This is a genomic window from Nitrospiraceae bacterium, assembly GCA_020632595.1.
Classification (GTDB): domain Bacteria; phylum Nitrospirota; class Nitrospiria; order Nitrospirales; family UBA8639; genus Nitrospira_E.
This window is the reverse complement of the sequence record JACKFF010000001.1, coordinates 333,658-360,207: the sequence shown is the minus strand read 5'-3', so window position 1 is coordinate 360,207 and position 26,550 is coordinate 333,658. Positions and strand designations below refer to the sequence as shown.

Genomic DNA, 26,550 nt, shown 5'->3' with positions numbered 1-26,550 from the left:
TTCCGTATGTTCCTGATAATTAGATGTTTTTGGTTGTGAAAATCACAAATGACGAAGGGGCGAAGTGGGAAATCGTAGATGGGAATAGTCCATGTTTTTTTCGTGTGAACTGCTAGACTGCTAGATAAGGAGACTCACAATGAGATCCAAACAAGGAATGTCTAGATGGATAAGTGGGCTTGCGCTGGTGGTCTTCGCAATATTTGGGGCACTCATAGGACAAGTGATGGCATTGACCTCTGAGGGGCCTCTCCACGTTGAGGGTGATCGGCTAACAGGTCATCTTTCACAGGTGACCTTACGAACGGTGCTGGAGCAATTACAGAAACAGTTGGGTATCAAATATGAGGCTCCTGTTGAAGAACTGAATAAAGTCATTTCGGTCGATCTGCAGCAGGATAAAATCCTTCCGGCCTTGGCCAAAATTCTGGCGCAGTGGGATTACGCGTTTACGGTCAATGCGGCGGGACGCCTGCAATTTCTTTATGTAACCGCGAAAGCCCCACCAAGAGAAGCGGTTTCTGAGACGAGGAACCCAGCAGATGCTGGATCCTCGAATGTGTCGGGTGAATCGGGTTTAAGTTCAGATCGGCAAATGGAATCGGTACAAGAAGAGGTGAACACCCCCTCATTCCTGTCTCATGAAGGAGAGTCTGGTGGGAATTTTTCGCCGGCGTCCTCATCCTTCTCATCTCCAGGAGAAAGCCACGGGTTAAGAGCTCCGGTGGTAGGCGTTCCTATGGACATTCAGCCGGTACCCGCTGGAACCACGATGCCCATGGTGCCGCCAAGTAGTGGTAGTAGTGGAATGCAGGTGACGCCGCCAGCCAATACACCGGACATGCCAATCATTCCAGCCACATCCTATCCACCCATGGAGATTGAGCCGGTGCCCGACTACTTGCAGGAGGAGATGCTTCGGAATATGCAACCGTGACTGGAAAGCTGAGCGATAAGATCGGAACGGTTGGCACGATGAGTCTTAAGTTTTGAAAATCTTATAAGAAAAATTAGCTGGAGAAATTTGTATAGAGGTGTCGAAATATTGAGTTTTTTAATCCGCGGATTTTATGGAGATAGTTGCCTCAACCGTCTCTGAGGTACGATTGGTTGATTGATGGGCAGTCTGCAACCCGGAGTCCCTCTCGATTCAATCGCTCTTCCAAAAACATTCATCATCGGCATAGTTGGCATCAACCGCTTAAATGTTGGCTGTGTTTTTCTGGAAAAGGTTAAGGCAGTGAATAGGCACCGTTTAGGATTTCATTGAACATTTCTTGATCTTTTGCCACTTAGATCAAGGTGGGCTTGATTGATGCGGTCCATGAGATGATCCTATGTTCAATTGGGACTATTGAAATTGTTTTTCATGGTAGCAATCCACTCATGAACCTTCCCAAGTCTCACGGGGCGGATACGGTTGTCGGTGATTTGGCAAAATATATGCTCCTAACCATAGCACCAGGTCCTCGAAGTCGGGGTGAAGTATCGATGGAATCCCAGATTATTCAAAAACCAGGACTTAGAGGTTGCGCTGTTTCTTTGAACCACTTGACCCACATTTGATAAATGAATCGCATCCTCCTGGGTAATGCCGCTCCATAAAGGCGGTGCTCCACCACGCGCTTCGCCTTACATGCTGATTGCAATACCTTGGGCCTTGAGCCACTCGGGTAAGACATGACTGGTACCCTGACTGCCCCGCTCTGCAATAATGATGTCTGAGCGACCATAGCGTTCCATGGCATCCGCCGCCGCGTCGAGTCGAGTCAGCATTAGGCATCCATTGTGATGGACGGAGGTTCCGTCAAATAGTGTGTAAACAGAGTTAGGCGGCCACCTCAGTTTTCGATTGTTTTCCATCCACAAATTCCACTCCGCGATAGACTTCGGCCATCAACTCCGGATGTTTCACTCGACGAAAGCTCTGTTCCGCGACCATGAGCAGTTTCCAAATCACGGCGGTGGCATTGGCCACTGTCTTGTACCGTTTGGCCGCATCCGTGCGTAAGCGGACGGCGGCAACCGGCGACTCCACTGGATTCGTCGTGCGCAGATGTTGCCCATGCGGCTGTGGAAATTGATAAAAGGTCGTAAGCCGGGCCCAATCCCGCTCCAGACCGGTGGCGGCTTCCCTGTGCCCCTGTGGTTCACACCACCGCACAAACTGCTCTTTTCGCCGTTCTGCCTCTCGGCACGTTGGCGCATAGGGAATCTGCCAGAGGAGAACCTTGGCTTCCGGTTGTGCGCGCTTGGGAAGTTTGTCGAGCACATTCAGGCTCTTGTGATTCCAACAGCGCTGTTCCTCGACATCCGGATAGCCATTGCGCAGGCCCGCCCAAATCCCCAGATGGCCATCGCCAATTACCAATCGGGGGGTACGTAACCCACGAGCTTTCAGATCCCGTAACACGGCACTCCAGCTGGCGGTGGATTCTCGGTGGCCTGGCACGACAGCAAGGATGACTTTTGGCCCATTGCTCAACGCCGCCAACACCACGAGGAGGGCTGCCTTGTCTTTCTCTAACCCCGCTTTCACATAGAGGCCGTCTACCCAGAGATAGACGACCTCCAGGTCCTCCAGCGACCGGCTTTGCCAGTTCACGAATTCTGCCTGCCAGTGTGTCTTGAGTCGGGCGATGGTGGAACTCGAGAGCGGCGCGTCTGCGCCGAACAATCCACCAAGAGCCAGATCACAGTCACCCTGAACCAGCCCGTGCAGATATAACTCGGGCAAGAGATGATCTACAGCAGTGCTTTTTCGCTTGAAGAAGGGGAGTACACGACTGATCAAGCGTTCCTCGCACTCGCGGACCCGTGGACGCCGCACCATGCTCGTGCCGCAGCCCAAGGTTAACCGCCGTGGTTGGCCATACCCATTCCGGTACCCAGAGGACCCATCGAGGCCGATACGCCGGACAGATTTCTGTCGGCCAAGCAACTCCGTCACTTCCTCTTCCAAGACGTGTTGAAATTGTTGGACATGACCCCGAATCCAGACCTCTAAGGTCTCCCAGGTTGGGCTTGATTCACCAGTCTGCGTTGTGCTCTGCTTCTTCATGGCGGTGCCTCCTTTTGTTAACCGGATTTTCCCGGTGGGTTTCGTCACCCGAGAGGATACACCGCCTCTCTCCTATTTACACACCTTTTGAAGATACCTCGATGGACGCGGGCAAGGCCTACACTCGACGCGTCGCCTAATTCCCCACGGCCACCAGATACACAAAGCCCCTGGCGATGGGGACCTACGTCACATCAATCGCCCACATGTGATTGAATCGAGCGATGGCACGGTGGCGTCACAAGTAGGAAAAGATCTGATGAGCAGAAGACCGCTGAGTCGTCTTGATCTTTTGATACAGGGCTTCAAGTCCCATGCGTCTCATCCGCGTGCCCACATGCTTGCGGCCCACCGTGAAACCCTTCTGTTGTTATTTAAGGTCAACTTGTTCATATTGGCGTGCAGGACCTTCACGTCAAATTGGCGGCTCTAGCGTGGAGTCTCCCGCGGCAAATGCATCCGTGGTGCGCTCTAGGCGAAAATTTTTTCATTGAATCTTTTGATTCGGGTGGCCATCAAATCACCCCGCAAGTTCAGCCATCGTGGGCTTCCGAATGACTGCGACGAAGGCCACATTGGATTTACACGCTGGTACGTGCTTTTGATGGGATCCTCTCTTCATCATATGCTCCTTTCAGGTGGGCATAATCCTGCCAATTTTCTGGGCGCATATTCACATATTAAGCTGTTCAGATTCTTGGAACATCTCTGTGGGAACCTCAATCATTTTTCGAGAAAGAATAGCACGTTTCGTGGTGGGCGATTGATCGGCAGTGACCTTTCTCCATGGGTAGACAGGTTAAGTGCCTTCAAGGGCTTGAACCTTTCCCGACTCGTCTACGTCCAGCACAAGGCGTTTTTTTTCGGATATATGAGTGAAATGAAATCCTTTTGAGTAGAACCTCCAGACGAAGTGTTGGTCCCTGAGGTGCGCGCAGGTCAAAAGGGGCTTTGCCTCTCAGGGACGCTGAAATACCATTTTGCTGATCTTCTCCGGTTTGACTAGGTTTCATTTTGAATGCCTGGGATCGGCCCCAAATTAGAGGTGTCCTTATTCTGAGGCTTTCACCCGCCGGTAGCCGGCAAACTATGAAGATGTGTTGGCTTAGTCTGGTTGGTGGTTAGCGTGACGATTTGTGTAGAGGTTTATTAGGCAGCGTGGCTCCTTTCTCAGATGGCCAGAAATTCTTGCCGGCTTGACAGATGACGGGCGAATGGTTTGAGAGGCGAATTCATATCGTGAAGAGTACGTATTTCTTTTTATATTCTTTGGCTGGTTGTGTGTTGGTCTAGGCACGGCTAGGGATGGATTTAGGCCTCAGAGGTCGGAGGTATTTCTCTTTTTTGTCAAAAGTACGGCACGTCAATAAAATATTGAAAAAGCTTTGAAATGCTCGATGATCTTAGGCTGGATGCTTGATGGTATAGTGTTGATTTTGATATAAGATCTCGTAGCCCTATTTGGACTTTTCCCCCCTCAATAATATAAATGGAATCTTCCCTAAGCTTGAGTAGGTCACTTCTTTCTGACGCATACCCAAAAATTTATTTTTAGAATTTTTTCCACTTCCTGGTCGCCCACCCCTGTGATTCCGTCGGTTTTTATTTACTGGCATTGAGAAACTAAGTAGATGGTTCGAGTCGAGGTTTCTTATGAGTGTGAGATTTTCATTTTGGGATATTTGCGAGCATCGTGTTGAAAAAAAATGGGTTGCCTGAGGAATAATTAGCCTTTGAATTCACACTGGGCCATTTCCCCCAGTTGCAGAATCAAAGACCATCTTCGCTAAGACCGTTCATTATACATGAATAATACGTACAACCCTTTTTCACCATTGATCTGTGCCTGGCAGCACAGAACCTTAATTGCTCGCCTTGCCAAGCGAGAGATCGATGCTCGTTATCGAGGGTCAATGCTTGGGGTAATCTGGGCCTTTGTCGTCCCGATATTGATGCTAGGTGTATATACGTTTGTCTTTTCGATTGTGTTTCGGATTCGATGGGAGGTGCCAATGGAGGAAAACGGCGCCTTTGCTCTGATATTATTTTCAGGGTTGATTATTTTTAATCTGTTTTCCGAATGTGTCACGCGTGCTCCTGGTCTTATGCTCGAAAATGTGTCGTATATCAAAAAGGTGGTGTTTCCTCTGGAGATAATGCCCTGGGTATCGATGCTGGTGGCACTTTTTAATGCTGCCGTCAGTCTTTTGATTCTGTTGGTTTTTTACCTCATAGTCCATGGGCTTCCACCCATAACGGTTTTGCTATTGCCGGCGGTACTTTTTCCGTTTGTTCTTTTGATTGTAGGATTAGGTTGGTTTCTAGCTTCGATGGGGGTATTTCTGCGTGATGTCCAGCCGTTAGTAGGCGTGATGACCACGATGATGATGTTTCTGAGTCCGATATTTTACCCCCTCTCTGCTATTCCTGAAACCTATCGAGGATTCATTCAGCTCAATCCGTTGACACCTGTCCTGAATGCGTCGAAATCGGTCATATTTTGGGGACAAATCCCGGAAAGGGTAGACTGGCTTCTGTATACGGTTGTTTTTTGGGTCGTCGGTTGGTTGGGCTTTGCATGGTTCCAAAAAACCCGAAAAGGATTTGCTGATGTCGTCTGACCTGGCTATACACGTACAAGGACTTGGGAAGGCCTATCAGATCTTTCGAAAGCCTGAAGATCGGTTAAAGCAGATGCTATGGAGAGGGCACCGACAGTTCTATGAAGAGTTTTGGGGTCTCCAAGGTATGGATCTGAGCGTATATCGAGGGGAAACGGTCGGGATTATCGGTCGAAATGGATCAGGGAAATCGACCTTTTTGCAATTGGTGTGTGGCACGTTAGCACCGACTTGTGGGGAGTTAACGGTCAAAGGCCGAGTCGCGGCGTTGCTGGAATTGGGTTCAAGTTTTAATCCTGAATTTACGGGAAAGGAAAATGTCTATTTGGCTGCCTCTATTCTTGGTCTGAACAATGAGCAGATCGATGCTCGGTATGAATCCATAACCGAATTTGCGGCCATTGGAGATTTCATTAATCATCCCGTCAAAATTTTCTCGAGTGGAATGTATGCGAGATTGGCATTTTCCCTGGTCGCTCATGTGGATGCCGATATTCTGATAATCGATGAAATTCTTGCCGTGGGTGATGCTGCGTTCACTCAAAAATGTATGCGCTTTCTTCATCAATTCAGGGAAAAAGGTACGCTTCTGTTTGTCTCCCATGATACGGCTTCCGTGACTAATCTTTGTAACCGGGTTGTTTGGCTTGATAATGGAGTCGTACGGGAAATTGGTCCTGCAAAAGAGATTTGTCATAATTTTCTCGCTGCGCTGTATCACGAAAAAGAAAATGCTAATACCTTTCGTATTGGCGGAAGCCGCAAAGCCCCAACAGATCGAGCTATGCGGGTGAAAGATCCACGAAGTGAGATGTTAAAGAACTCTTCACGTCGAAATGAGTTGGAGATTTTCGATTTCGATCCGAATGCTCCGTGGTTTGGTGAGCGTGGAGCCAGTATTTGTGAAGTGGCGATTTCCGATCAACATGGTTCACTCCTGACAACGTTAGATGGTGGAGAGGAAGTCACACTGATCATCCGGTGTGTGTCGGAACGACCCTTAGCACGGCCCATTCTGGGGTTTTATGTGAAGGATCGCTTAGGTCAGTATTTGTTTGGGGACAATACGTATTTGATGTATCGTGACGTGGACCGCTCCCTTGAAAAGGGGCAGCGATTTCACGCGATGTTTCGTTTTCAGTTACCGTATCTCCCAACCGGCGATTATTCGGTGATTGCGGCGATAGCCGAGGGGACGCCAGAGAATCATTCTCTTCATCATTGGATTGACGATGCCCTGTTTTTCCGAGTCCACTCAAGCCATGTCCAACGGGGACTCATCGGGATTCCAATGTTATCGATTGAATTTGAATCCTCGGTGATGCCCTTGGCCCCATCGTGAGAAGAGCTCAGTGATATGGGGTCAAATTTAGAGGTGTTCCATACTAGGTACAGCCGAAAGCACATTTCGGTGGTTTGGGAGAGTGCAGACGTCATTGTAACCTCGGCTTGGTGGCGGTGAATTTTACATAGAGCCAAATCATGAAAAAAATTGAGGAGCAAGGTTCACCAGGGGGTAAACCATTAATAGGGGGCGCAGGCCAGGAAATGGAAAGCATTAAATCTGATTCAAGCCCTCTGTCTTCTACTGAAAGAAAGCAGGATATCATGGCGGATGTGATAGAACGGCCAAAGCTTCCGTGGACAGGCGAACGTTATGTGCCGGGAGTCATTGGAGATATTGAACTAGAACATTTGCACCGCTATTACCTCGCCCGCGAACTGGCGTTAGGAAAGGATGTGCTCGATATTGCATGCGGGGAGGGATATGGTTCCCTGCTGTTAGCCGAGGTTGCCCGGAGTGTTGTGGGTGTGGATGCCTCGGAAGAAGTAATTCGCTATGCAGATGAACGCTATCAGCGTTCGAACGTCCAGTTTAAGCACGGAGCCTGTGGTCGCATTCCCCTCCCTGATGCCAGTATAGACCTTATTGTGAGTTTTGAAACGATCGAACACCATGATGAGCATCATGAAATGATGCGGGAATTTGTTCGAGTCTTACGCCCAGACGGTCTGGTCTTAATCTCCAGCCCTGATAAGGCTGAATATTCCGATAAACCACATTTCGTCAATTCCTTTCATGTAAAGGAACTCTATTTCGAAGAGTTTCAGGAGCTGCTGTTAAATTATTTCGGGCATGCGCAGTTTTATGGCCAACGAGTCCGGTATGGATCATGTATTGGTCCGCTCCATAACTCCTTCACGCCTCCAGCGAATTTTCGATTATCCCAAGGGCGAGCCCATAAGTTTTTGAGTATACCCGAGCCTGTCTATTTCCTGGCCATAGTCGGGAACGGAGAATTACCTGTCCTCCCTTCTGGGATATTTGTTCCCGAGGTTCCCGACTATTGGAATCAACACATGGCCTTGCAGGCTGGTATTGAAGAACGCGATCAACAGCTTGGGCATCTTCAAAACCAGTTGAGAAATACCATGGCTGAACATGCCCGTGTCCTTGAGGAACGCGATCAGCGTTTTGGCAACCTGTATGCCCGACTGCTGACGAAAGAGGAAGAATTACGCCGCATGCATTCATCCTTGCTCTGGCGAAATATCAGTAAAGTCAGGATCCTGAGGGAACGGCTGTGTCCAGAGGGCTCATGGCGGGGAAGGGTGTGCGCAAGTTTTGTGCATTGGTTGAAGGGCTCAGGTCTTCCTGTGACTCAAAGCCGGCAATTTCCTGTTGAATCGCTTGATCGAATCCTAACGAGTGCAAAATCCCTATTGCCCCTTTCCTCTCACCAAAAACATCAGGTCGTGTCGTTTGTCTTTGGACGGTTCGGCTCGTTCTTTCAAAAGACGGAAAGTTATCGACGGTGGAAAGACCGCCAATTGCCTGTCCTGCATGATTATGGAAATCCACACAGCTCTCATCAGAGTCCTCTTCGTCAGCCGGTCTCTCTCATTCAGCTTGAGCCGGGTGGGATGACCACGCTCATTCAGTCCTTCAACTTTACCGAAGTGGAGGAGCCCCTGGTGTCCATTGTGATCCCGGTCTACAATCACCTGGAATACACCGTTTGTTGTTTGGCTTCGATTTTGAAGCATGCGCCTCGGTGTAGCTTTGAGGTGATTATCGTCGACGATGGGTCGCAGGATGAGACCCCCAATATTCTCCCGGATGTGCAGAACATTCGTTATTGCAGGAATGAGACTAATATTGGATTTCTCCATTCTTGCAATAGGGGTGCTGCATTGGCTCGCGGCCAGTATCTGCTGTTGCTGAATAATGACACGCAGGTGCTTGAGGGATGGCTTGATGAATTGGTGAATACCTTTCAGGAACAATCAGAAGTTGGCCTTGTGGGTTCAAAATTGCTGTATCCCAATGGTGTGCTCCAGGAGGCTGGGGCCATTATTCAGCCGGATGGTTCAGCGGAACTGGTGGGGTTGAATGATGATCCGGGCAGGCCTGAATATAATGTGGTGCGGGAGGTCGATTATTGCTCCGGGGCCTGCTTGCTCATCAAGGCTGAGTTATTTAAGACCTTGGGGGGATTTGATGACATCTATGCACCCAGTTATTGCGAAGATTCGGATTTAGCCTTCCGTGTGAGAAGGTTGGGGAAGCGGGTCTTCTATCAACCGCGTTCCGTGGTTGTTCACCATCTCAGCGTCAGCACCAATGATTCCATGCACGCGAAGATGCCTCTCATTGCGAAAAATAGTCGAATTTTCATGGAACGATGGAGCGATGAGCTGAAAAAACTTCATGAGGTGCGTGCGATCGCATTTTTTCTGCCTCAATTTCACCCCATTCCTGAAAATGATCGGTGGTGGGGAAAAGGCTTTACGGAATGGACGAATGTAACGAAAGCGCGACCGAATTTCCAAGGTCATTATCAACCCCATCTGCCGGCGGATTTAGGATTTTATGATTTACGTATGCCCGAAGTACGAGAAGAGCAGGCCCGGTTAGCGCGCCAATATGGCATTTCGGCCTTCTGCTATTACTATTACTGGTTTGCCGGAAAGAAACTGCTGAATCGACCCTTTGACGAAGTGTTGCAATCCGGTTCTCCGGACTTTCCGTTCTGCCTCTGTTGGGCCAATGAGAACTGGACGAGACGATGGGACGGGTGTGAGGAGGATATCCTCATCGCACAAAGTCACACACAGGAGGATCATGCGGGCTTTATTGCGGAGATTGCTCCAGCGCTGCTGGATCCCCGGTATGTCAGAATCCATGGAAAGCCTTTGGTGATTGTGTATCGCCTCGGCCAGTTTCCGGAGCCGAAACGGACTGCGGATTTGTGGCGGGAATACTGTGTGAACGCGGGGATTGGAGAAATTTACTTAGCCTATGTTCAATGCTTTGATCGAATGCCGATGGGAGACGATCCAAGTCTCTATGGGTTTGATGCGGCTATTGAATTTCCTCCTCATCGGTATCCGGTGCAGGCTGAGCTCTCACAACCCTTGATTAATCCTGAGTATCAGGGCGTATTGTTTGATTATGTCCAGACATCCGAAAACTTTATACGAAGAACCTGGCCCTCTTACAAACTCTTTAAAGGTGTGATGCCTTCATGGGACAATACTGCGCGTCGGCAAGACGTCTCTCATGTCTTTGTGGGTGCAACTCCCGAACGATACGAATACTGGTTGCGGCAGATTGTTGAACAAACACGGCGATTCCATTTTGGCGATGAACGAGTGGTTTTTATTAACGCATGGAATGAATGGGCCGAAGGGAACCACTTGGAACCTGATCGGGAATTTGGTCATCAATATCTTGTGGCTACCCAAAATGGTCTCGGATAACCGACGGTGCTTAATTTTCTATAAAAATGACTATGTTTACGTGGTTCAATGGAAAACATGATTTTCTTCAATATGTAACTCAGATTAAATCGTACCAACTCGAGGTCGAGCGCTATCTTTCATCGCAAAGTGAGGTGTCCGGGTATTGTGCCGCATGTCGGGGGGTAAGGAAATTCACGGTCAATGCTGGTGTCTATTTCGGACCCCTCCCGAATCTCCGGGAAGGATTAGTCTGTGAGTGCGGGTTGGGAAATCGCAACCGTCTGATCTATTCGGCCATTGCATTGGAGACCGAAAATTATGCTGATGTGCAGATAGCCATATTGGAGAGAACCTCTGTCTTATATCAACGTCTTCAGGAAATCTACCCTGGGATTATCGGATCTGAATATATCGGAAAGGATGTCCAGGGAGGAACTATGCATACAGCGTGCGGAATCTCCGTCAGACACGAGTCAATTACGGGGTTGTCATTTTCATCATGTTCGCTTGATGTCATTGTTCATAATGACGTGCTTGAGCATGTCTTTGACTATAAAAAAGCCTTGGAAGAACTTTATCGGGTTCTGAGGAAAGGGGGAGCTCTCATTTTTACCTGCCCCTTTTTTTTCAGGCTTGACCGGGAGATTCAAAAGGCACGGGTCCTGGCGGATGGATCTCTCGAGTTGTTGATGGAGCCTGAATACCATGGTGATCCGATTAACCCTCAGGGGGCGTTGACCTTTTATCATTATGGATGGGGATTGTTGGATGATTTAGTCCTGTGCGGTTTTCGCGATGTCCGTGTCGGTGTCAATTACGATGTGTTTTCTGGATTGGTCTCGAATAATCATCCCGAGTATGAATATGGCAATATGCTTCCCATTATTATTCGTGCCGTGAAGTAGTGGCTTTCCGAACTGACAGATTGTGATGTGTGTCTGATGAGTCTTCCGGGATGGCAAAGGTTTCATCATTCCTTCAGGAGAATCCTGCGTATGGTCAATTTATCTGAACAACCGGTAAGCGCGAGAGGTGAGATGGGAGCCTTGTGGCTGGATCTGCCTGATGCAGAGCAGGAGGCTGTATCACGAGCCGACCGGTATCCTTCGCACTATCCCAGGATGGCCAAGGAGATGATCACCGAGGGATTTACCATTTTAAAAGGGGTGATTGAGCCCGGTCTTTGCGATGCGGTGGTCAGTGATTATCAACGATACCTTGAAACTAATAAGGGATATGCCGATCAGTATCTCGATGCCAAGGGGCGCCATCACAGACTGGTAAATTTCCATATGTCCTCCGAGAATGCCATGAAAATCGGATGCCACGATGAAATTATGAGGGCATTGGATTATCTTTTCGGGTATAAAGCCGGCATTTATACGTCGTTAACCTTTGAATATGGCACCGAGCAGCCCATCCATCGTGATGCCCCTTTTTTTCATACCTTTCCTGTCAACTATTTTGTTGGCGCCTGGTGTGCCCTGGAAGACATAGATCCCGATGCCGGTCCATTGATGTATGTGCCTGGAGGTCATCGATTTCCTTGTGATCAGCATGCGATCTATAAACGAGTTCGTGATGAAAATCCTGGCCAGCCCGATGATTGGTTGGTGCGCCATGCTCTCGAAGCCTATTATGGGGAAGTGATGGCCCGATCAGGGGCCATCGGAGAAACGAAGCAGGCTGTGCTACAAAAGGGCGATGTCGCCATTTGGCATCCTCAACTGCCTCATGGTGGTGCCCCTGCAGCCAATCCAAAAATGACTCGGCGAAGCGTGGTATTTCATTGCGCACCGGAGACGTTGCAGGTCTATCAGCACGATGTTTTTTTTCAGTTTGAGGATCCCGGCTTTCCTCCACCACGTTATGTCTTCGGATCCTATCAGGGCCGGAGTTATGCTCTCGCAGGGGAAACGGCATTTCAATAGCCGTTGCCCGGTATAGAACGCCAGCGATGAGTATGTCGTCACACAGTAGGACAATTTCTTCTCTTATGCATGATTGGGAATGGACTGAAGGTATGGGATGGCGGTTTTTCTTCATGGTTCCCTTAGTTCATTTAAGAATCGCCTTCCATATGCAACGGAGGAATGGGTGTCCAGGACACATAGGAATAAGGTTGTAGGCTAATCAATGGGTACTTTTGCGGATTTTGTGGGTGTGGCAAAACAGGCTGTTCGTCATCATGGAGGAATCACCATGGTGTTTCGACGTCTGTGGCAGGTGTTGGCTTTTGAAGGATTTCTCGGGCTGAAGAAAAAAGTAAGGCAGTTGCTGGCTAATCGAAAGGCCTTCGTGTCCAGTGACGAATCAGATGGAATGATCCGATTAGAGGCAACACCCAATATTGAAAAAAATTCCAGTTCCCCCAGGGCTGTCCTGACCCCTGGCGCCCTTCTACTGGGCCATCCCTATGAGGTGCTTGGTATGGGGGAGCATGTCCGATTATCTGCTGCGGCCTGCTCAGCGGCGGAAGTCCCATTCGGTATTCGAAATGTTCAGGGAGAGTATGGCATCCATTTGGCCGACATCCACCAGGATTTCCCTTTCATGGATAAGATTTCCAGAGCTGGAGCCTATCGGGCCAATGTATTTCACATCAATGCGGATGAGATGGGGAATGCTCAAATTCATCTGGGTAAGGACCTTTTTGCGGATCGGTACAATATTGGATATTGGGCATGGGAGTTAAGCCATTTTCCCGACGCGTGGTGTCCATCGCTTCAACTGGTGGATGAAGTCTGGGCTCCCTCACGATTTATTGAACAGGCCATTGCCGATAAAACCTCATCCCCCGTCATCAGGATGCCTTTGGCCGTCGATTTTCCTGAGCCCAACGGCGTGCACAGGGAAGCTTTTGGTTTACCTGAGGATCGTTTTCTTTTCCTTTTCTTTTTCGATTTTACCTCCTATGTGCATCGAAAAAACCCGCATGCGGTCATCCGGGCTTTTTTGCAGGCGTTTCCCGATCTTTCGGATACGCGCGTCGGATTGGTCATTAAGATGAATGGCATGGGCTTGCGTCCGAAGGAATACCAGGCGTTTCTTGAATCCATTGATTGTGAGGATCCTCGAATCATCTTGATAGATAAGGTATTAACGGATCGGGAAACCAAGTCCCTGGTCAAGCTGTGCGATTGTTTTCTGTCCCTGCACCGGTCGGAAGGGTTTGGTCGTGGGCTGGCGGAAGCCATGTATCTCGGGAAGCCGGTGATTGCGACCGGGTATTCAGGAAATCTTGATTTTACCAATCCCCACAATTCGTGCCTCGTGGATTATCGGCTTATTCCGGTCAGGGAAGATGAGTATCCATTTGGAAAGGGGCAGAAGTGGGCAGACCCTGATATTGAGCATGCCGTGTGGTTTATGAAGCGAGTCGTTACGGAGCCGCATTATGCGCAAACAATTGGTCAATATGCGGCGGACTTTATTAAAACCTATCACAGTCCATTGGCCGTGGGGACCAAATATCGAGCTCGGCTTGCCGCCTTGAAGATTGTGTAACGAGTTCCGAAATCGTATAGATCATTTTTAATCTTGCGTTGTCTATTCGATAAAATCCTCTCAATGGAGGCTTCTGCCTCACAAGGAGCAAGAAAATTTACTGGCCATAGAGTTGAGAGTGACATGGCCATAATCCGCCTATAATCAATGGGAACTTTCCTTAAATTTGTTGGGATGACGAAGCAGGCTGTTCGTTCCCATGGCGGGGTCACGATGGTTGTGCGGAGTTTATGGCAGATCCTTGTTTGTGAAGGATTCCGCGGTCTGACGCGACGACTCATGCCTGTGATGGGAAGCTGGATAGCATCCTTCGATTTACATCGTGTGGGACAAGGAGTTAGATCTAAAGGTGCAATTGTTGGGGAGAGGACGTCGCCTTGGCATGCAGCAATCGAGGTAATGCCTGCAAGAACGGAAATCGAGCTGGGAAATGGACTTGGGTCCATTAGAGCAGTGGTTTCGCCCGGGGTGTTATTAATCGGGCATCCCTATGGGGTGCTTGGAATAGGTGAAAATATACGGCTGTCTGCGGCAGCATGTTCGGCGGCACAAGTCCCATTCGGTATTCGAAGTGTTTATGGTGAGCATGGGGTTCACGTTGCCGAGGTCCATAAGGATTTCCTTTTTATGGATAAGATTTCCAGAGCTGGAGCTTATCGGACTAATGTATTTCATCTGAATGCAGATGAGATGGGGAATGCTCGAAAGCTTTTGGGCAAGGATCTATTTGCGGATCGGTATAATATTGGATATTGGTCATGGGAGTTAAGCCATTTTCCCGAGGCGTGGCATCCGTCCCTTCAATTGGTGGATGAAGTCTGGGCTCCCTCACGATTTATTGAACAGGCCATTGCCGATAAAACCTCATCTCCCGTCATCAGGATGCCTTTGGCCGTGGAATTTCCAGTGCCACAAGGGATGACCAGGGAATCCTTTGGATTGTCAGAGGATCGTTTTCTTTTCCTTTTCTTTTTCGATTTTACCTCCTATGTGCATCGAAAAAACCCGCATGCGGTCATCCGGGCTTTTTTGCAGGCATTTCCCGATCTTTCGGATACGCGCGTCGGATTGGTCATTAAGATGAATGGCATGGGCTTGCGTCCGAAGGAATACCAGGCGTTTCTTGAATCCATTGATTGTGAGGATCCTCGAATCATCTTGATAGATAAGGTATTAACGGATCGGGAAACCAAGTCCCTGGTCAAGCTGTGCGACTGTTTTCTGTCCCTGCATCGATCGGAAGGGTTCGGCCGTGGGCTGGCGGAAGCCATGTATCTCGGGAAGCCGGTGATTGCGACCGGGTATTCGGGAAATCTTGATTTTACTAATGCCCACAATTCGTGCCTCGTGGATTATCAGCTTATTCCGGTCAGGGAAGATGAATATCCATTTGGAAAAGGGCAGAAGTGGGCAGACCCTGACATTGAGCATGCCGTGTGGTTTATGAAGCGAGTCGTCACTGAGCCGCATTATGCGCAAACAATTGGTCAACATGCGGCGGACTTTATCAAAACCCATCATAGCTCACAGGCGGTGGGGACCAAATATCGAGGTCGACTTGAGGCTTTAAACCTGCTAGATGAACTGTGAAGGAGAAGACCCTTCATTTTCATAATGGGAAGGGATCGTGATTGGCACGGCTTCTCATTGGTGCCGTGAAATGACTGTGAATGATGTGTGACCCAGGGATGACAGAGGAATGAAGCCCGATCTGAGAGAAGTGGAAATGGTCTTTGATCTATTTGTCCCTCCTGTCGGGGGTGGGGGAGGCTATCCCGTCCGGAAGTCCCGTAATGTTCGGGATGGCTATGCCAGAGGATGGGGATTGCAATGCGGCCAATTGCGTGAGTCGGTGCGTAAGGATGCGTTATATCAAGAGGCATACAGGTTGGCTTCTGGCCGAACTGTGGTCTCTGAAGACAACCGGATGAATATTTTTCTGATCCTGAAATATTTTCTTCCTTATATTCCCTTTGGCCACATTGTCGAATTTGGGTCCTATAAAGGTGGGAATGCGCTGTTTATGGCCTATGTGGTCGATCAACTGTATCCTGGCAGAAAAGTCTTTGCGCTGGATACTTTTGTAGGAATGCCGGCAACCGAATCGGCTATCGATGCCCACGGAGCAGGAGATTTTCAAGACGTCGATTTGCAGGAGTTGCGAGAATTTGCTGATCGGGAGGGTTTGAGAAATGTTGAGTTTATCAAAGGGTTGTTCCAGGAAACTGGCCCCTCTGCCGTCGACAAGATTGGAAGCATTGTCTTGGCCCATATCGACTGTGATATTTATTCTGCAGTGGCTTTTTCATATGATCTGGTGAAGCCCTTCATGGTTCCAGGTGGGTATCTGGTGTTTGATGATGCGACCACCTCAAGCTGTTTAGGAGCGACCGAAGCGGTAGAAGAATTGGTGATTCGTCGCGACCGTATGCATAGTGAGCAAATTTTCCCCCACTTTGTCTTTCGGTCTCATGGAGTGTGATACCTAACCGTTCCATTATTCGTCAACGTAATTATGAAAGAATGTAGCAAGTCCATTGCTCGGCGACTATCCGAGCCAAACTTCATTAACCGGTTTTTCGTCGGGATGGGTCTGGACATCGGTGGCCATCCCGATCCCTTGGGTTTATATCAGGAATTATTCTGTCGGATGGAGGATGTGCGAACATGGGACCTGGTTGATGGCAATGCGCAGTTTCTTGAGGGGGTGCAGGATGAGACCTTCGACTTTGTGCATAGCAGTCATTGCCTGGAGCATTTGCATGATCCTGTCGTAGGACTCCGGAATTGGTTTAGGGTGTTGCGGCCAGGCGGTCATCTCGTCATAACCGTCCCGGATGAAGATTTATATGAACAAGGCCAGTTTCCGAGCACATTTAATGCCGATCATAAATGGACGTTTACCATTTTCAAGATGCAGTCATGGAGTCGAAAGTCTCTGAATGTTCTGGATTTGGTACGTGACCTTGGTGCTGCTGCCGAGCCGGTCAAAATTGAACAGCTCATTTCGACGTATCGGTTTAATCTTCCCAGATACGACCAGACCTTAAGCTCGGTTGGGGAATGCGGGATCGAATTTGTCATTCGCAAGCGTCCTATTGCGGAAGTGGACGCAGGTGGGCGTTGGTGTCGATCCTCAGACCAACCTCGAGACGAAGTACGGATTCACCTGAACCAGTACCGGGACGATCTTCGAACGCTTAAACATTTCAACCGGGAAAAACCACCGTTTCACAATGACCAGCCCCTTTGATATCTGGAGGGTTCGATGATCATCCGCGCGCGGGCGCCTCTTCGGCTTGGCCTGGCGGGAGGCGGGACAGATGTGTCGCCCTATTGTGATCTATATGGCGGTTGTGTGCTCAATGCCACGATTGATCGATATGCCTATGCGGTGCTGGAGGTGTTAACGAGCCATAAGGTGCAGTTTTGTTCTGCGGATCGCCAGCATTTTAGTGAGTATCAGTTGGGAGAAACCATTCCATGCAATGGAGGGCTCGATTTACATCGAGCCGTCTATCTGTACATGGTTGAGCAGCATAATGAAGGACGCCCGTTGCCTGTGAAAGTTACCACCTACTGCGATGCTCCTGTAGGATCTGGGTTAGGATCCTCCTCCACTCTGGTCGTGGCGATGCTTAAGGCCTTTGCGGAATTGCTGAACGTCCCGCTTGACGATTACGCGTTGGCTCATTTGGCGTTTAAGATTGAGCGAGTCGATTGTGGTCTGCAGGGCGGGAGACAGGATCAATACGCCGCGACATTTGGGGGATTTAACTTTATTGAGTTTTATGCAGACAATCGGGTGATCGTCAATCCCTTGCGTATCAAAAATTGGATCATCTGTGAGCTGGAGGCTTCATTAGTGCTTTTTTTTACTGGTGTGTCCAGATCTTCGGCAAAGATCATCAGTGATCAGAGTACCAATGTCGAGGCTGGCACTGACTTGGCAGTTTCTGCCATGCATGCCATGAAGCGTGAGGCCTGTACGATGAAGGAGTGTCTGTTGAAAGGGGATTTCACCGGACTGGTTGAATCCATGCGCGAGGGATGGGTCAGCAAAAAACGTTCAGCCAAGAGTGTGTCCAACGCGCATATCGATGAAATCTATGAAGCGGCAGTCAAAGCGGGATCCTTGGCCGGTAAGGTGTCGGGGGCAGGCGGGGGAGGATTCATGATGTTTTTCGTCCCACCGGAAAAACGCATGGAAGTAATTTTTGCGTTAAAAAAATTTTCCGGTCAAGTCAGTAACTGTCATTTCACCAAATACGGGATGCAAGGTTGGAAGATTGAATAAATGGAATCGTGTGGAAGAAATCAGACCGCGGTTGGCCTTTTTGCATGGTTGTTTGAAAAAACCGAATGTGTTGGTGAGGTAAATTGAGAACCTATTTAGTCCGAACAACCACGGATAGGGATTGTAAGGTTTTGGTCTGATGCGTATTCAACTGAATTATTCCGTAAGAAGCTGAGTCGCTGATATGTTTGCGCCAGGGTTATCCTCCTCTGGCATGTGTTTGATTGATGCCTGAAGTCAGGAGTGATTCATGTGGCTCAAGTAGGAATCAAAAATGCCATTGTTCTGGCCGGGGGACGTGGCGAAAGGCTTCAGCCGGTGGTCCCAGATCTTCCTAAGCCCATGGCGCCTGTGAGAGGCCGGCCATTTTTGGAGTATATTCTCGATAGGCTTGTCGATGCTGGGCTGACCGAAGTTACTATATCAGTTGGGTATAAGGCGGAGGTCATTGAAGAGCATTTTGGTCAGGCTTACCGCTCACTTCAAATCAGATATTCAAGGGAACGTTATCCTTTAGGAACAGGAGGAGCGATGGCTTTAGCGCTAAAAGGTGGTGAATCTTCTCCGACTTTGGTCCTTAATGCCGACACGCTCGTTGATATTGATTATCCGGCCCTGATGGCCTGGTATGCACAGACCCCAACGCAAGTCGCAATCGTACTTCGGCATGTCCCGGATGTCAGTCGGTATGGGGCCGTCGTGCTCCTAGGTGAACGGATCGTAGAGTTTCAAGAAAAGGGTCAGGAAGGTCCAGGCCTAGTAAACGCGGGTGTGTACGTTGTTGGACCTGAAATCTTTTCCCAATATGGAAGCGGAGAGCGCTTTTCCTTTGAGACGGATATCCTTCAGCCGTATTGTCGGGAGCTGCAGCCACGTGCATTCGTCAGCACAGGATATTTTATTGATATCGGCACGCCAAGCGACTATGAACGCGCTCAGAGGGAAATGATTTTTACGGGGATTAATTGAACGGCATCCGTTCGGCAAACATGGAGAGTGGGATGGGATTTGAAAAGGAGTCTGAGCAATTTTGGACGAAGGGATACCTGATTGTTCCTGATCTGTTCGACCAGGAAGAGATGCATATTCTAAAGAATATCATCGTGAATCATGAGGGGATGAAACTGCGGACTGAAGGTCTCATGAATAAAGTTTCTCAGGGAAAACGGCCATCCTTTGAAACCATTTTTGTGTGGAATGATACATCGGGAAATGATGTCTTCGCCAAAGCCACTCGACGTGCGTCGATTTTCGATCGATTGGAATGTTTTTTTAACGATTCTATATACGTGTATCATAATAAAATTACCTTGAAATATCCTGGTATGGTCGGATTCCGCTATCATCAGGATTATGCCTATTGGTATGGAATGGGGAATTTGTATCCGGATATGGCTACGGTTCTCATTGCCGTTGACCCGATGACCAGGGAAAATGGGTGTTTGAAAATTCTCGAGGGGTCTCATAAGATGGGCAGGATTGACCATGTGTTTCATGATGGGGTGTCTGACAGTGGTGTGTGTCAGGACCGCCTCGCTGTCATTGAAACGCGTTTGCCGGAAGTATACGTGGAATTGAAGCGAGGAGATGTCGTGATGTTTCACTGTAATACCTTACATGGTTCCAATGATAACGTGTCTCTCCATTCCAGAATTGCCTTAATCGGTTGTTATAATACCAAATCAAATAATCCGTATAAGTCGGCAGGGGGCCATCCCTTTTATCAGGTTCAAGAACGAGTGTTGGGAAAAATAACAGAAGAGGATTCAAACAGCCTTCCTGATTTTGATTTACAATTTTCCTGATGTCACTTCAGAGTTTGTCGCGGAGGATAATAGCCCTGTTACTGGTTGACGATAATTCATGTGCCACTAAGGCTCGAACTTGAAATGACGAGGGTGTTGGGAAAGGCCAGGGAGGAAATTGCAAAATGAAATATTTAGGGAGTTTTCTTGCCATTAGTATCACTCTGATTGTATTCGGATTCGAAAATTCGGCACAGGCTTACCTTGACCCCGGTACCGGAAGTATGGTGTTGCAACTCTTGCTGGGCGGCATCGCCGGCGCCGTAGTGATTCTCAAGTTGTACTGGAGGCGATTTGTCGGGCTATTTCGTGGAAATGCCCGAGAAGAATCTGAACATTCCTCTTCCGAAGATCAGAAGTAATGGTTGGTGTCCAACCCCTTCCAGGATCCTTCCGTGATCCCAGTGGAAACGTATATCAGCTTGAGGGGCGTATCTTTAGGACGGTCAATGATTCCTTTTCTCAGGATTTTGATTTTGTCACTTCCACGGGATTATTCCAAAAGCTTGCGACCGAAGGCTTGCTCCTTCCGTTTGAGGTTGTGTCATCAGACATTCTGGGGCACTCAGATCCAAAGCCTCGGTATGTTTTGGAAGCACCCAGGCTCCCATTTATCTCCTATCCCTATGAATGGTCATTCCCGGCACTGAAGGCCGCTGCACTCCTGCATTTACGAGTCCATTTGCAATCATTGGCAGCCGGTGTCACGCTTTCCGATGCCTCGGCTTACAATATTCAATTTCAGGGAAATCAGCCGGTCTTCATTGATCACCTCTCCTTTAGGCGCTACCAATCTGGTGAAATGTGGGTTGGGCATCGCCAATTTTGCGAACAATTTCTAAACCCTCTGTTACTTCGCGCATTTTTTGGCATATCTCACAACGCCTGGTATCGGGGAACGCAGGAAGGAATTACAACTGGAGAGATCCGAAAGCTACTCAAGTGGAGACACTGCTGGAAGTGGAATGTCCTGACCCACGTCGTCTTGCAAGATCTTTTCCAAAAAACTTCTACAAAACGTACGAAAAGCCTTCAGGATCATTCATTAGCCAAGGCCTCGTTCCCTCTTTCTTCTTTCAAGGCGATGCTGGAAAAAATGTTTCATTGGATTAGTCAACTGACACCTTTGAATAAGGGTGAAAGCACTTGGGGGGATTACGATAAGACCTGTAGTTATTCTTCAATGGAAATCCAATCTAAAAAACAATTCATTCTTGAATTTTCCCAAACGGTCCAGCCCACACTTGTATGGGATTTCGGGTGTAATACGGGTGAATATTCGGAGGCGGCGTTGGAAGGCGGGGCACGGAACGTCGTGGGGTTTGACTTTGATCAGGGGGCGCTGGATGGCAGTTACTATCGAGCAGCCGAGAGGCGTCTGGCTTTTCAAGCTCTGTTTATGGATGCGGCTAATCCGAGTCCAAGCCAAGGGTGGAATGGGCACGAGCGAGAAAGTCTGCAGTCCCGGGCCTCAGCGGATGCCGTCCTCGCCTTGGCTCTTGTTCATCACTTAGCTATTGCCAGGAATATCCCGTTGGTTCAGGTTGTCAGTTGGCTCATCACGCTTGCGCCACAGGGGGTTATCGAATTTGTTCCGAAAAATGATCCTATGGTGCAAGAATTGTTAAGTTTGCGTCAGGATATTTTCCCTGATTACACCGCTGAACATTTCATGGCGCTTCTGAAAGAAAAGGCGGTGATCATTAAGAATGAAACCATCTCAAAAAGCGGACGAGTGTTGGTGTGGTTTAAACGAATGTAATTCAGAGGCATATAACCCGGTCAAATTTACTTAAGAATTTGAACCATCATGAAAAATCTGAGGTGTCGTTGCCATACGCCTTGAATTTTTCCGCACCCCTTCCTCTAAAGACACTTGATTATCTCAACCATAAACATCTGAATTTGACTCAAACTCTGTCATCAGGGATTCCAATGCCCACTTCCTAAGATGAGTTAAATATGCCTGGTATTCGTATGGTCCTTATGGAATTTTTGCATCTTTTTGCCCTGGCTGGCTTCGCCGTTGCCCAGCCGCTCTATGACCTTCTTGGCCAGAATCCGGAGTTTTTTGTTTCTCATAAGGCCAGTCCGGGACTTATCATCGGGATGGTCTTCGTCCTCTCGATTGGTGTGGCACTAGGCCTGGTGCTGCTTGAACTGGTCGCTTGGCTAGTCGGAGAGCGTGTTCGGAATAGCCTGCATTTGGTATTTACCTTTGGCCTGGCGTTTCTCACAGTCCTGCCTCCGGTTCAGCGATTAGTGGGTGGATCTGATCTCCTGATTGTCGGGTTTGCATTGTTGATCGGCTTTCTCTTTTCGGTGCTTTATGCTCGCGGGCAGGCGTTTCGGCTGTTTCTCACGGTACTTTCACCTGTCGTGGTGGCATTTCCGCTATGGTTTTTGTTCTTTACTCCGGTCGGTCGTCTTGTCATGCCTGATGCCATTGAGGCAAAGGCCCCAATTGCAATTAGTAACCCGATCCCGGTTGTCCTTGTAGTGCTGGATGAATTCAACATCACCGCATTATTAGACGCTGAACGTCGAATCGATTCGGTGCGTTTTCCTAACTTTGCCGCTCTAGCGGCACAAAGTTATTGGTTTCCTAATGCAGTTGCAACGTATGTAGAAACTGCAACTGCGGTGTCTGGAATTTTGACTGGGCGACAACCAAAAGCTGGTGTTCGACTCAACCCGACGGCAACAGATCATCCGCAAAATCTGTTCACAATGTTGGGAGACCGTTACGCTCTCAATATCGTGGAATCTGTGACAAGACTTTGTCCCCATAAACTATGCCAGGAAGAAGAAGATGCTGCTGCTGGTCTGTTCCTTCCTTACCAGTCCTTTTTTGCAGATCTGGCAGTGATATTTTTACATATTATTGCCCCGCCACAATTAGAAAAACAGTTGCCCCCGCTCCACGCCCAATGGACCGGTTTCGGTGAGGAATTGTTGAAGAATGGGATTCTTGGGCAGAACAAAAGTAGTATCCATCCCGATCTTGTTGCGGGGGGCGAAAGCTCAAGAGAATCGCGGATCACTTCTTTCCTTTCTCGAATAGAGCAAACCTCAAGTCCTGTCCTCCATTTTCTTCATGTCATCCTGCCTCATACGAAGTATGAATATTTGGTGTCTGGTCAGAAATATTTTAACAGGGAACGATTCATTCCTGTCGGGTGGATCGATGGACCCGGATGGGGGGGGAGGTGGATAGGGAAAGAACCCTTGATTCTTACGGCGTACCACCAATATCTTCAGCAAATTGGATATGTTGATCAGTTCCTCGGGAAATTGCGACGTTCACTTGAAACCGCAGATCTTTTCGATAAGGCGCTCATTATTGTGACAGCCGATCATGGTGTTTCCTTTCAGCGTGGGCTATCCATGCGAGAGGTACAAAAGGGAAATGAGAGCGACATTCTAAAGGTTCCCATGTTCGTCAAGCTGCCTGGGCAACGTGAGGGAGGCATTCGTGAGCGGCTTGTCAGTGGAATTGATGTGTTGCCAACCATTGCCGATGTCCTAGGTTTAAAGATCCCCAAGGCTATTGATGGGTTTCCCATGTTGGACAATGAAATTCCGCCGAGGGACGAGATAGATTTTCTCGGAGTAGGAAAAATCAAATTACAAGATCTGAGCGGATTTCCTCGTCTCAAGTGGCAGGTCGAGCATTTTGGGGAGCACACGGCACTGGACCGACTTGTGCCAAAGGGGCCGGCTTCAACTTTGGTTGGACAAGAGCTTGGCCATTTAGACATTGGTCACTCGTCTTCTCTGAAATATATAAATGAAAATCCTCATCAATTAGATCGGGTGAATCTTGAAAGCGGATATCTGCCTGCTCTTTTTAGCGGACAAATTATTGGCACGGGTCGCCGAAACTTGCCGATCGCGATTTCGCTAAATGGGCAAGTTTGGGCTACTACCCAGGCATCCTTATGGGATGGAAATCGGAATTATTTTTCTGTTTTATTTCCCCCTTCGGCTTTCCAGTCAGGTGAGAACAAAGTCAGGGTTTTTCTGATTGGAGATCATGATGCAATCTTAACTCCCATACCCTTGGCAAGTCAGGGAGCGTTGAGTGATGAGGAGACCATGATCCGTTTGCATCACGAAGCCTCGGGGCAATCAAAACTTGTGTTTTCCGGTGAGCGGGAAATCATGGTCGATGTGGGTGAAAAGCATTTGACTGGGAACCTGGATCGTGTATTTCTTTCAGAGGAGTCAATTGTTGTGGAGGGATGGGCTGCCGATCTCGAAGAAAATCAACCGGCTGAAGAGGTTTTCATTTTCACAAACGGAAAATTAACGGCTAGGGCGGAAGTTGGAATCTCCAGGCAAGATGTCGTGGAGGCTCATCAACAGAAGTCATTGTTCCACAGTGGGTTCAGGATTAAAATCCCGGTGAAAGTTCCCAAGCCTAATCCAAGTGATATCAGACTCATTGTTGTCTCGTTAAGCAACCGAGCATGGGAATTCTCCTTTTCTCCCGAACAATTGGATTTAATTCGCTCGACGCTTGAGGAAAAGAATTTCAGTCAATGACCAGGCCGATAAGGGCAAATCCAGTCATTAGCCGAGACAAACCAAAGCTATCGATTAACCGGACCCCCATGAACCCGGTGGATTATGTGAGGAACAGTTTCAGCATTTGCTTTAGTGCGGGGCTTGGCACTCGGACGAGCCTTTTTAGGATTTTCAGGGAAGCTTCTTGACGTCGGATTGAGTGGGGCATATTTTGTGGGATCGTTTGGCCTGTATTTCATGGAAGTTATGCTCAGGTAGGTCTGTCTGATTTTGGAAACCAAACGTTTGTTCCCGCTGCGAATGTTATTCAATAAATGGGGCGAGAGGATTGAACCGGTTGCCCCAACATATTTCCTAAAGCATCCTTTTGATGATGATTGAATCGAACATGATTGTTCGAAGTTAACGTTAGGTTCCCGCCTCCTTGGGCGCGAGCGTGCGGTGGAAGCCTGAAAGCAGATGAAAAAGAACTTGGCCCTTGTTGTTGGATCGGCAATAATTGCGATTTTCATAATGGAGGCCTTACTGCGTGGTATGGGAATTCCATCTACCCTGAAGTCAGGGTGGGGGTGGGAAAATTCCGCGGGTAGAAAATTATCGAAATATGCTGATTTAACAACCAATCAATTTGGATATCGAGGACAAAGCATTCACTATCAGACCGAGGATTATGTGGTATTGCTTGTGGGCGACAGCCAAGTCGAAGCGTATGCCAATCGCCCGGAACATATGCCTGAACAGTTTCTTCAGGAATTCCTAACGAGTCAGTTGCATACACCAGTCAAAGTGTTTTCCCTGGCTTCTTCAGGGTGGGGTCAGGATCAACAGCTACTCGCCTTACAGGAGTATTTCAACTTGTATAGGGCAGACTTGGTTTTGTTGTGGGCAACCCCAGGAAATGATTTTTGGGAAAATGCCTTTCCTGATAGAAGTGCGACTCCACAGGCGGGACCCTTGAAGCCAACCTTTAGGCTTATGGAGGGTGAGCTCTATGGCCCCTATTTTACATCAGAATCTTACCTGCATAATAGTGCAATTGCCCAGTTAATAGAGACGGTGATGGCAAATTTACAGAAAGAAACATTAGAGCAACGCATTCTTCGTCGTTGGCTTCAAGGAATGCCATCGTCCCATAGAGCTCACATAGCCGAAAATGACCATGTGTGTGAGGGACTGACAGTTATTAATCAGGTAGAGTTTTTTAATACGATATTTAATCTCAATAGTGAAATCGGTTACACCATAAGGTCCGGGGAGGATTTTCTGAACAGCAGAAGCCACTTTTCTCCTTTTATGCTGAATCCATCCAGGCGAGATGAATATCTGGTTGCGATTACTGAAAGTTTATTGCAGCATGTAAAAGAGGAAGTTGAAAGGCACCATTCAAAATTCTTTGTTTTTTATCCTGTTCGAGAAGATTTTGATAAGCGAGGTATGCAAATGGTTAGGTGTGTGATGGATGCTCAAGGAGATATATTTAGAGTTTCATTGGACTATGCAAGCCGGTTGATGGACGTCATCTCCTCTGAAGACTTAGTTTTCTTTGATTTGCCGGGTGGGAACGAAATTGTCGTTTCACCGAGTGATAGGCATTTAAATGATTCTGGAAATAAATTCGCTATGAAGAAACTGAGTCTGATGTTGATAGAGCGTTCCCTGTTTAATTGATAATTATTTTTCCCTTTTGAGGCTATGGTGATAGTTTGGTTCCGCTGTCTTTCGAACGATAATCGTGTTAATTGAGGATGCCAATACCGAAGGCATATCGGCACTCTTCTGTCATGGAAAAAATGTCGACGGAAAATCCACTGATGCCTCGCTCAACTTCTACAACTTATCCGAGAAAGCGGCCATCTGCCCCCTTCTGAACCATTGAGACGAACACGGCAGGCTCCCGCGTTATCGGCAGCAATGGCGCTGGATGGGCAAGGATGGGAAGGGGAGCCTGCCGCAGAAGCAAAAAAGTGTTATTCATGTCTACAG

General features: G+C 48.3%; 19 protein-coding genes. 17 read left to right on the top strand and 2 right to left on the bottom strand.

Annotated features, from left to right (window positions below):
- Nucleotides 1-139: 139 nt before the first annotated feature.
- Nucleotides 140-937 carry a hypothetical protein gene (locus H6750_01620; GenBank protein ID MCB9773010.1) on the top strand — a complete coding sequence of 266 codons (798 nt, stop codon included), beginning with the start codon at nt 140-142 and terminating at the stop codon, nt 935-937.
- A 695-nt stretch (nt 938-1,632) separates the two neighbouring features.
- On the opposite strand, the gene H6750_01615 is transcribed toward H6750_01620, so the two are convergent.
- Together H6750_01615 and H6750_01610 are read right to left on the bottom strand one after the other, a co-directional pair.
- Nucleotides 1,633-1,776, bottom strand: coding sequence for a hypothetical protein (locus tag H6750_01615; GenBank protein ID MCB9773009.1), 144 nt, complete (start codon nt 1,774-1,776; stop codon nt 1,633-1,635).
- Nucleotides 1,777-1,828: 52 nt separating this feature from the next.
- Complete coding sequence (locus tag H6750_01610) at nt 1,829-3,061, bottom strand: IS256 family transposase (protein MCB9773008.1); 1,233 nt, start codon at nt 3,059-3,061, stop codon at nt 1,829-1,831.
- 1,805 nt (nt 3,062-4,866) lie between these two features.
- Here H6750_01610 and H6750_01605 point away from each other — a divergent pair.
- The 16 genes from H6750_01605 to H6750_01530 all read left to right on the top strand — a co-directional run bounded on the left by H6750_01605 (nt 4,867) and on the right by H6750_01530 (nt 26,235).
- Complete coding sequence (locus tag H6750_01605) at nt 4,867-5,682, top strand: ABC transporter permease (protein ID MCB9773007.1); 816 nt, start codon at nt 4,867-4,869, stop codon at nt 5,680-5,682.
- Nucleotides 5,672-7,024, top strand: a complete 1,353-nt coding sequence (locus tag H6750_01600) for an ABC transporter ATP-binding protein (GenBank protein MCB9773006.1) — start codon at nt 5,672-5,674, stop codon at nt 7,022-7,024. Before H6750_01605 ends, H6750_01600 begins: the two co-directional genes overlap by 11 nt.
- A 266-nt stretch (nt 7,025-7,290) precedes the next feature.
- Complete coding sequence (locus H6750_01595) at nt 7,291-10,446, top strand: glycoside hydrolase family 99-like domain-containing protein (protein ID MCB9773005.1); 3,156 nt, start codon at nt 7,291-7,293, stop codon at nt 10,444-10,446.
- A gap of 32 nt (nt 10,447-10,478) precedes the next feature.
- Nucleotides 10,479-11,333, top strand: a complete 855-nt coding sequence (locus H6750_01590; GenBank protein MCB9773004.1) for a class I SAM-dependent methyltransferase — start codon at nt 10,479-10,481, stop codon at nt 11,331-11,333.
- Nucleotides 11,334-11,423: 90 nt separating this feature from the next.
- Complete coding sequence (locus tag H6750_01585) at nt 11,424-12,359, top strand: phytanoyl-CoA dioxygenase family protein (GenBank protein ID MCB9773003.1); 936 nt, start codon at nt 11,424-11,426, stop codon at nt 12,357-12,359.
- 205 nt (nt 12,360-12,564) lie between these two features.
- Nucleotides 12,565-13,935, top strand: a complete 1,371-nt coding sequence (locus H6750_01580) for a glycosyltransferase (GenBank protein ID MCB9773002.1) — start codon at nt 12,565-12,567, stop codon at nt 13,933-13,935.
- 399 nt (nt 13,936-14,334) lie between these two features.
- Nucleotides 14,335-15,525, top strand: a complete 1,191-nt coding sequence (locus H6750_01575) for a glycosyltransferase (protein MCB9773001.1) — start codon at nt 14,335-14,337, stop codon at nt 15,523-15,525.
- A 109-nt stretch (nt 15,526-15,634) separates the two neighbouring features.
- Nucleotides 15,635-16,417 (top strand): class I SAM-dependent methyltransferase, encoded by a 783-nt coding sequence (locus H6750_01570; protein MCB9773000.1) that lies wholly within the window; start codon nt 15,635-15,637, stop codon nt 16,415-16,417.
- 33 nt (nt 16,418-16,450) lie between these two features.
- Nucleotides 16,451-17,188, top strand: coding sequence for a class I SAM-dependent methyltransferase (locus H6750_01565; protein ID MCB9772999.1), 738 nt, complete (start codon nt 16,451-16,453; stop codon nt 17,186-17,188).
- A 15-nt stretch (nt 17,189-17,203) separates the two neighbouring features.
- Nucleotides 17,204-18,232 carry a dehydrogenase gene (locus tag H6750_01560; protein MCB9772998.1) on the top strand — a complete coding sequence of 343 codons (1,029 nt, stop codon included), beginning with the start codon at nt 17,204-17,206 and terminating at the stop codon, nt 18,230-18,232.
- A gap of 252 nt (nt 18,233-18,484) precedes the next feature.
- A complete protein-coding gene (locus H6750_01555) occupies nt 18,485-19,201 on the top strand; it encodes an NTP transferase domain-containing protein (protein ID MCB9772997.1) in 717 nt (238 codons plus the stop codon).
- Nucleotides 19,202-19,233: 32 nt separating this feature from the next.
- Complete coding sequence (locus H6750_01550) at nt 19,234-20,037, top strand: phytanoyl-CoA dioxygenase family protein (protein ID MCB9772996.1); 804 nt, start codon at nt 19,234-19,236, stop codon at nt 20,035-20,037.
- Nucleotides 20,038-20,162: 125 nt separating this feature from the next.
- Entirely contained in the window at nt 20,163-20,399 is a 237-nt protein-coding gene (locus H6750_01545; protein ID MCB9772995.1) for a hypothetical protein, read from the top strand.
- A complete protein-coding gene (locus tag H6750_01540; protein ID MCB9772994.1) occupies nt 20,399-21,799 on the top strand; it encodes a class I SAM-dependent methyltransferase in 1,401 nt (466 codons plus the stop codon). Before H6750_01545 ends, H6750_01540 begins: the two co-directional genes overlap by 1 nt.
- 200 nt (nt 21,800-21,999) lie before the next feature.
- Nucleotides 22,000-24,585 (top strand): sulfatase-like hydrolase/transferase, encoded by a 2,586-nt coding sequence (locus H6750_01535; GenBank protein MCB9772993.1) that lies wholly within the window; start codon nt 22,000-22,002, stop codon nt 24,583-24,585.
- Nucleotides 24,586-25,026: 441 nt separating this feature from the next.
- Complete coding sequence (locus tag H6750_01530) at nt 25,027-26,235, top strand: SGNH/GDSL hydrolase family protein (protein ID MCB9772992.1); 1,209 nt, start codon at nt 25,027-25,029, stop codon at nt 26,233-26,235.
- Nucleotides 26,236-26,550: the final 315 nt, after the last annotated feature.

Bases quoted from the DNA above. Each gene is read 5' to 3' on its own strand.
- H6750_01545 (MCB9772995.1), top strand. From the start codon at position 20,163: ATGAAATATTTAGGGAGTTTTCTTGCCATTAGTATCACTCTGATTGTA.
- H6750_01605 (MCB9773007.1), top strand. From the start codon at position 4,867: ATGAATAATACGTACAACCCTTTTTCACCATTGATCTGTGCCTGGCAG.
- H6750_01570 (MCB9773000.1), top strand. From the start codon at position 15,635: ATGAAGCCCGATCTGAGAGAAGTGGAAATGGTCTTTGATCTATTTGTC.
- H6750_01575 (MCB9773001.1), top strand. From the start codon at position 14,335: ATGCCTGCAAGAACGGAAATCGAGCTGGGAAATGGACTTGGGTCCATT.
- H6750_01585 (MCB9773003.1), top strand. From the start codon at position 11,424: ATGGTCAATTTATCTGAACAACCGGTAAGCGCGAGAGGTGAGATGGGA.
- H6750_01590 (MCB9773004.1), top strand. From the start codon at position 10,479: ATGTTTACGTGGTTCAATGGAAAACATGATTTTCTTCAATATGTAACT.
- H6750_01600 (MCB9773006.1), top strand. From the start codon at position 5,672: ATGTCGTCTGACCTGGCTATACACGTACAAGGACTTGGGAAGGCCTAT.
- H6750_01580 (MCB9773002.1), top strand. From the start codon at position 12,565: ATGGGTACTTTTGCGGATTTTGTGGGTGTGGCAAAACAGGCTGTTCGT.
- H6750_01530 (MCB9772992.1), top strand. From the start codon at position 25,027: ATGAAAAAGAACTTGGCCCTTGTTGTTGGATCGGCAATAATTGCGATT.
- H6750_01560 (MCB9772998.1), top strand. From the start codon at position 17,204: ATGATCATCCGCGCGCGGGCGCCTCTTCGGCTTGGCCTGGCGGGAGGC.
- H6750_01610 (MCB9773008.1), bottom strand. From the start codon at position 3,061: ATGAAGAAGCAGAGCACAACGCAGACTGGTGAATCAAGCCCAACCTGG.
- H6750_01595 (MCB9773005.1), top strand. From the start codon at position 7,291: ATGGCGGATGTGATAGAACGGCCAAAGCTTCCGTGGACAGGCGAACGT.
- H6750_01565 (MCB9772999.1), top strand. From the start codon at position 16,451: ATGAAAGAATGTAGCAAGTCCATTGCTCGGCGACTATCCGAGCCAAAC.
- H6750_01615 (MCB9773009.1), bottom strand. From the start codon at position 1,776: ATGCTGACTCGACTCGACGCGGCGGCGGATGCCATGGAACGCTATGGT.
- H6750_01550 (MCB9772996.1), top strand. From the start codon at position 19,234: ATGGGATTTGAAAAGGAGTCTGAGCAATTTTGGACGAAGGGATACCTG.
- H6750_01540 (MCB9772994.1), top strand. From the start codon at position 20,399: ATGGTTGGTGTCCAACCCCTTCCAGGATCCTTCCGTGATCCCAGTGGA.
- H6750_01535 (MCB9772993.1), top strand. From the start codon at position 22,000: ATGCCTGGTATTCGTATGGTCCTTATGGAATTTTTGCATCTTTTTGCC.
- H6750_01620 (MCB9773010.1), top strand. From the start codon at position 140: ATGAGATCCAAACAAGGAATGTCTAGATGGATAAGTGGGCTTGCGCTG.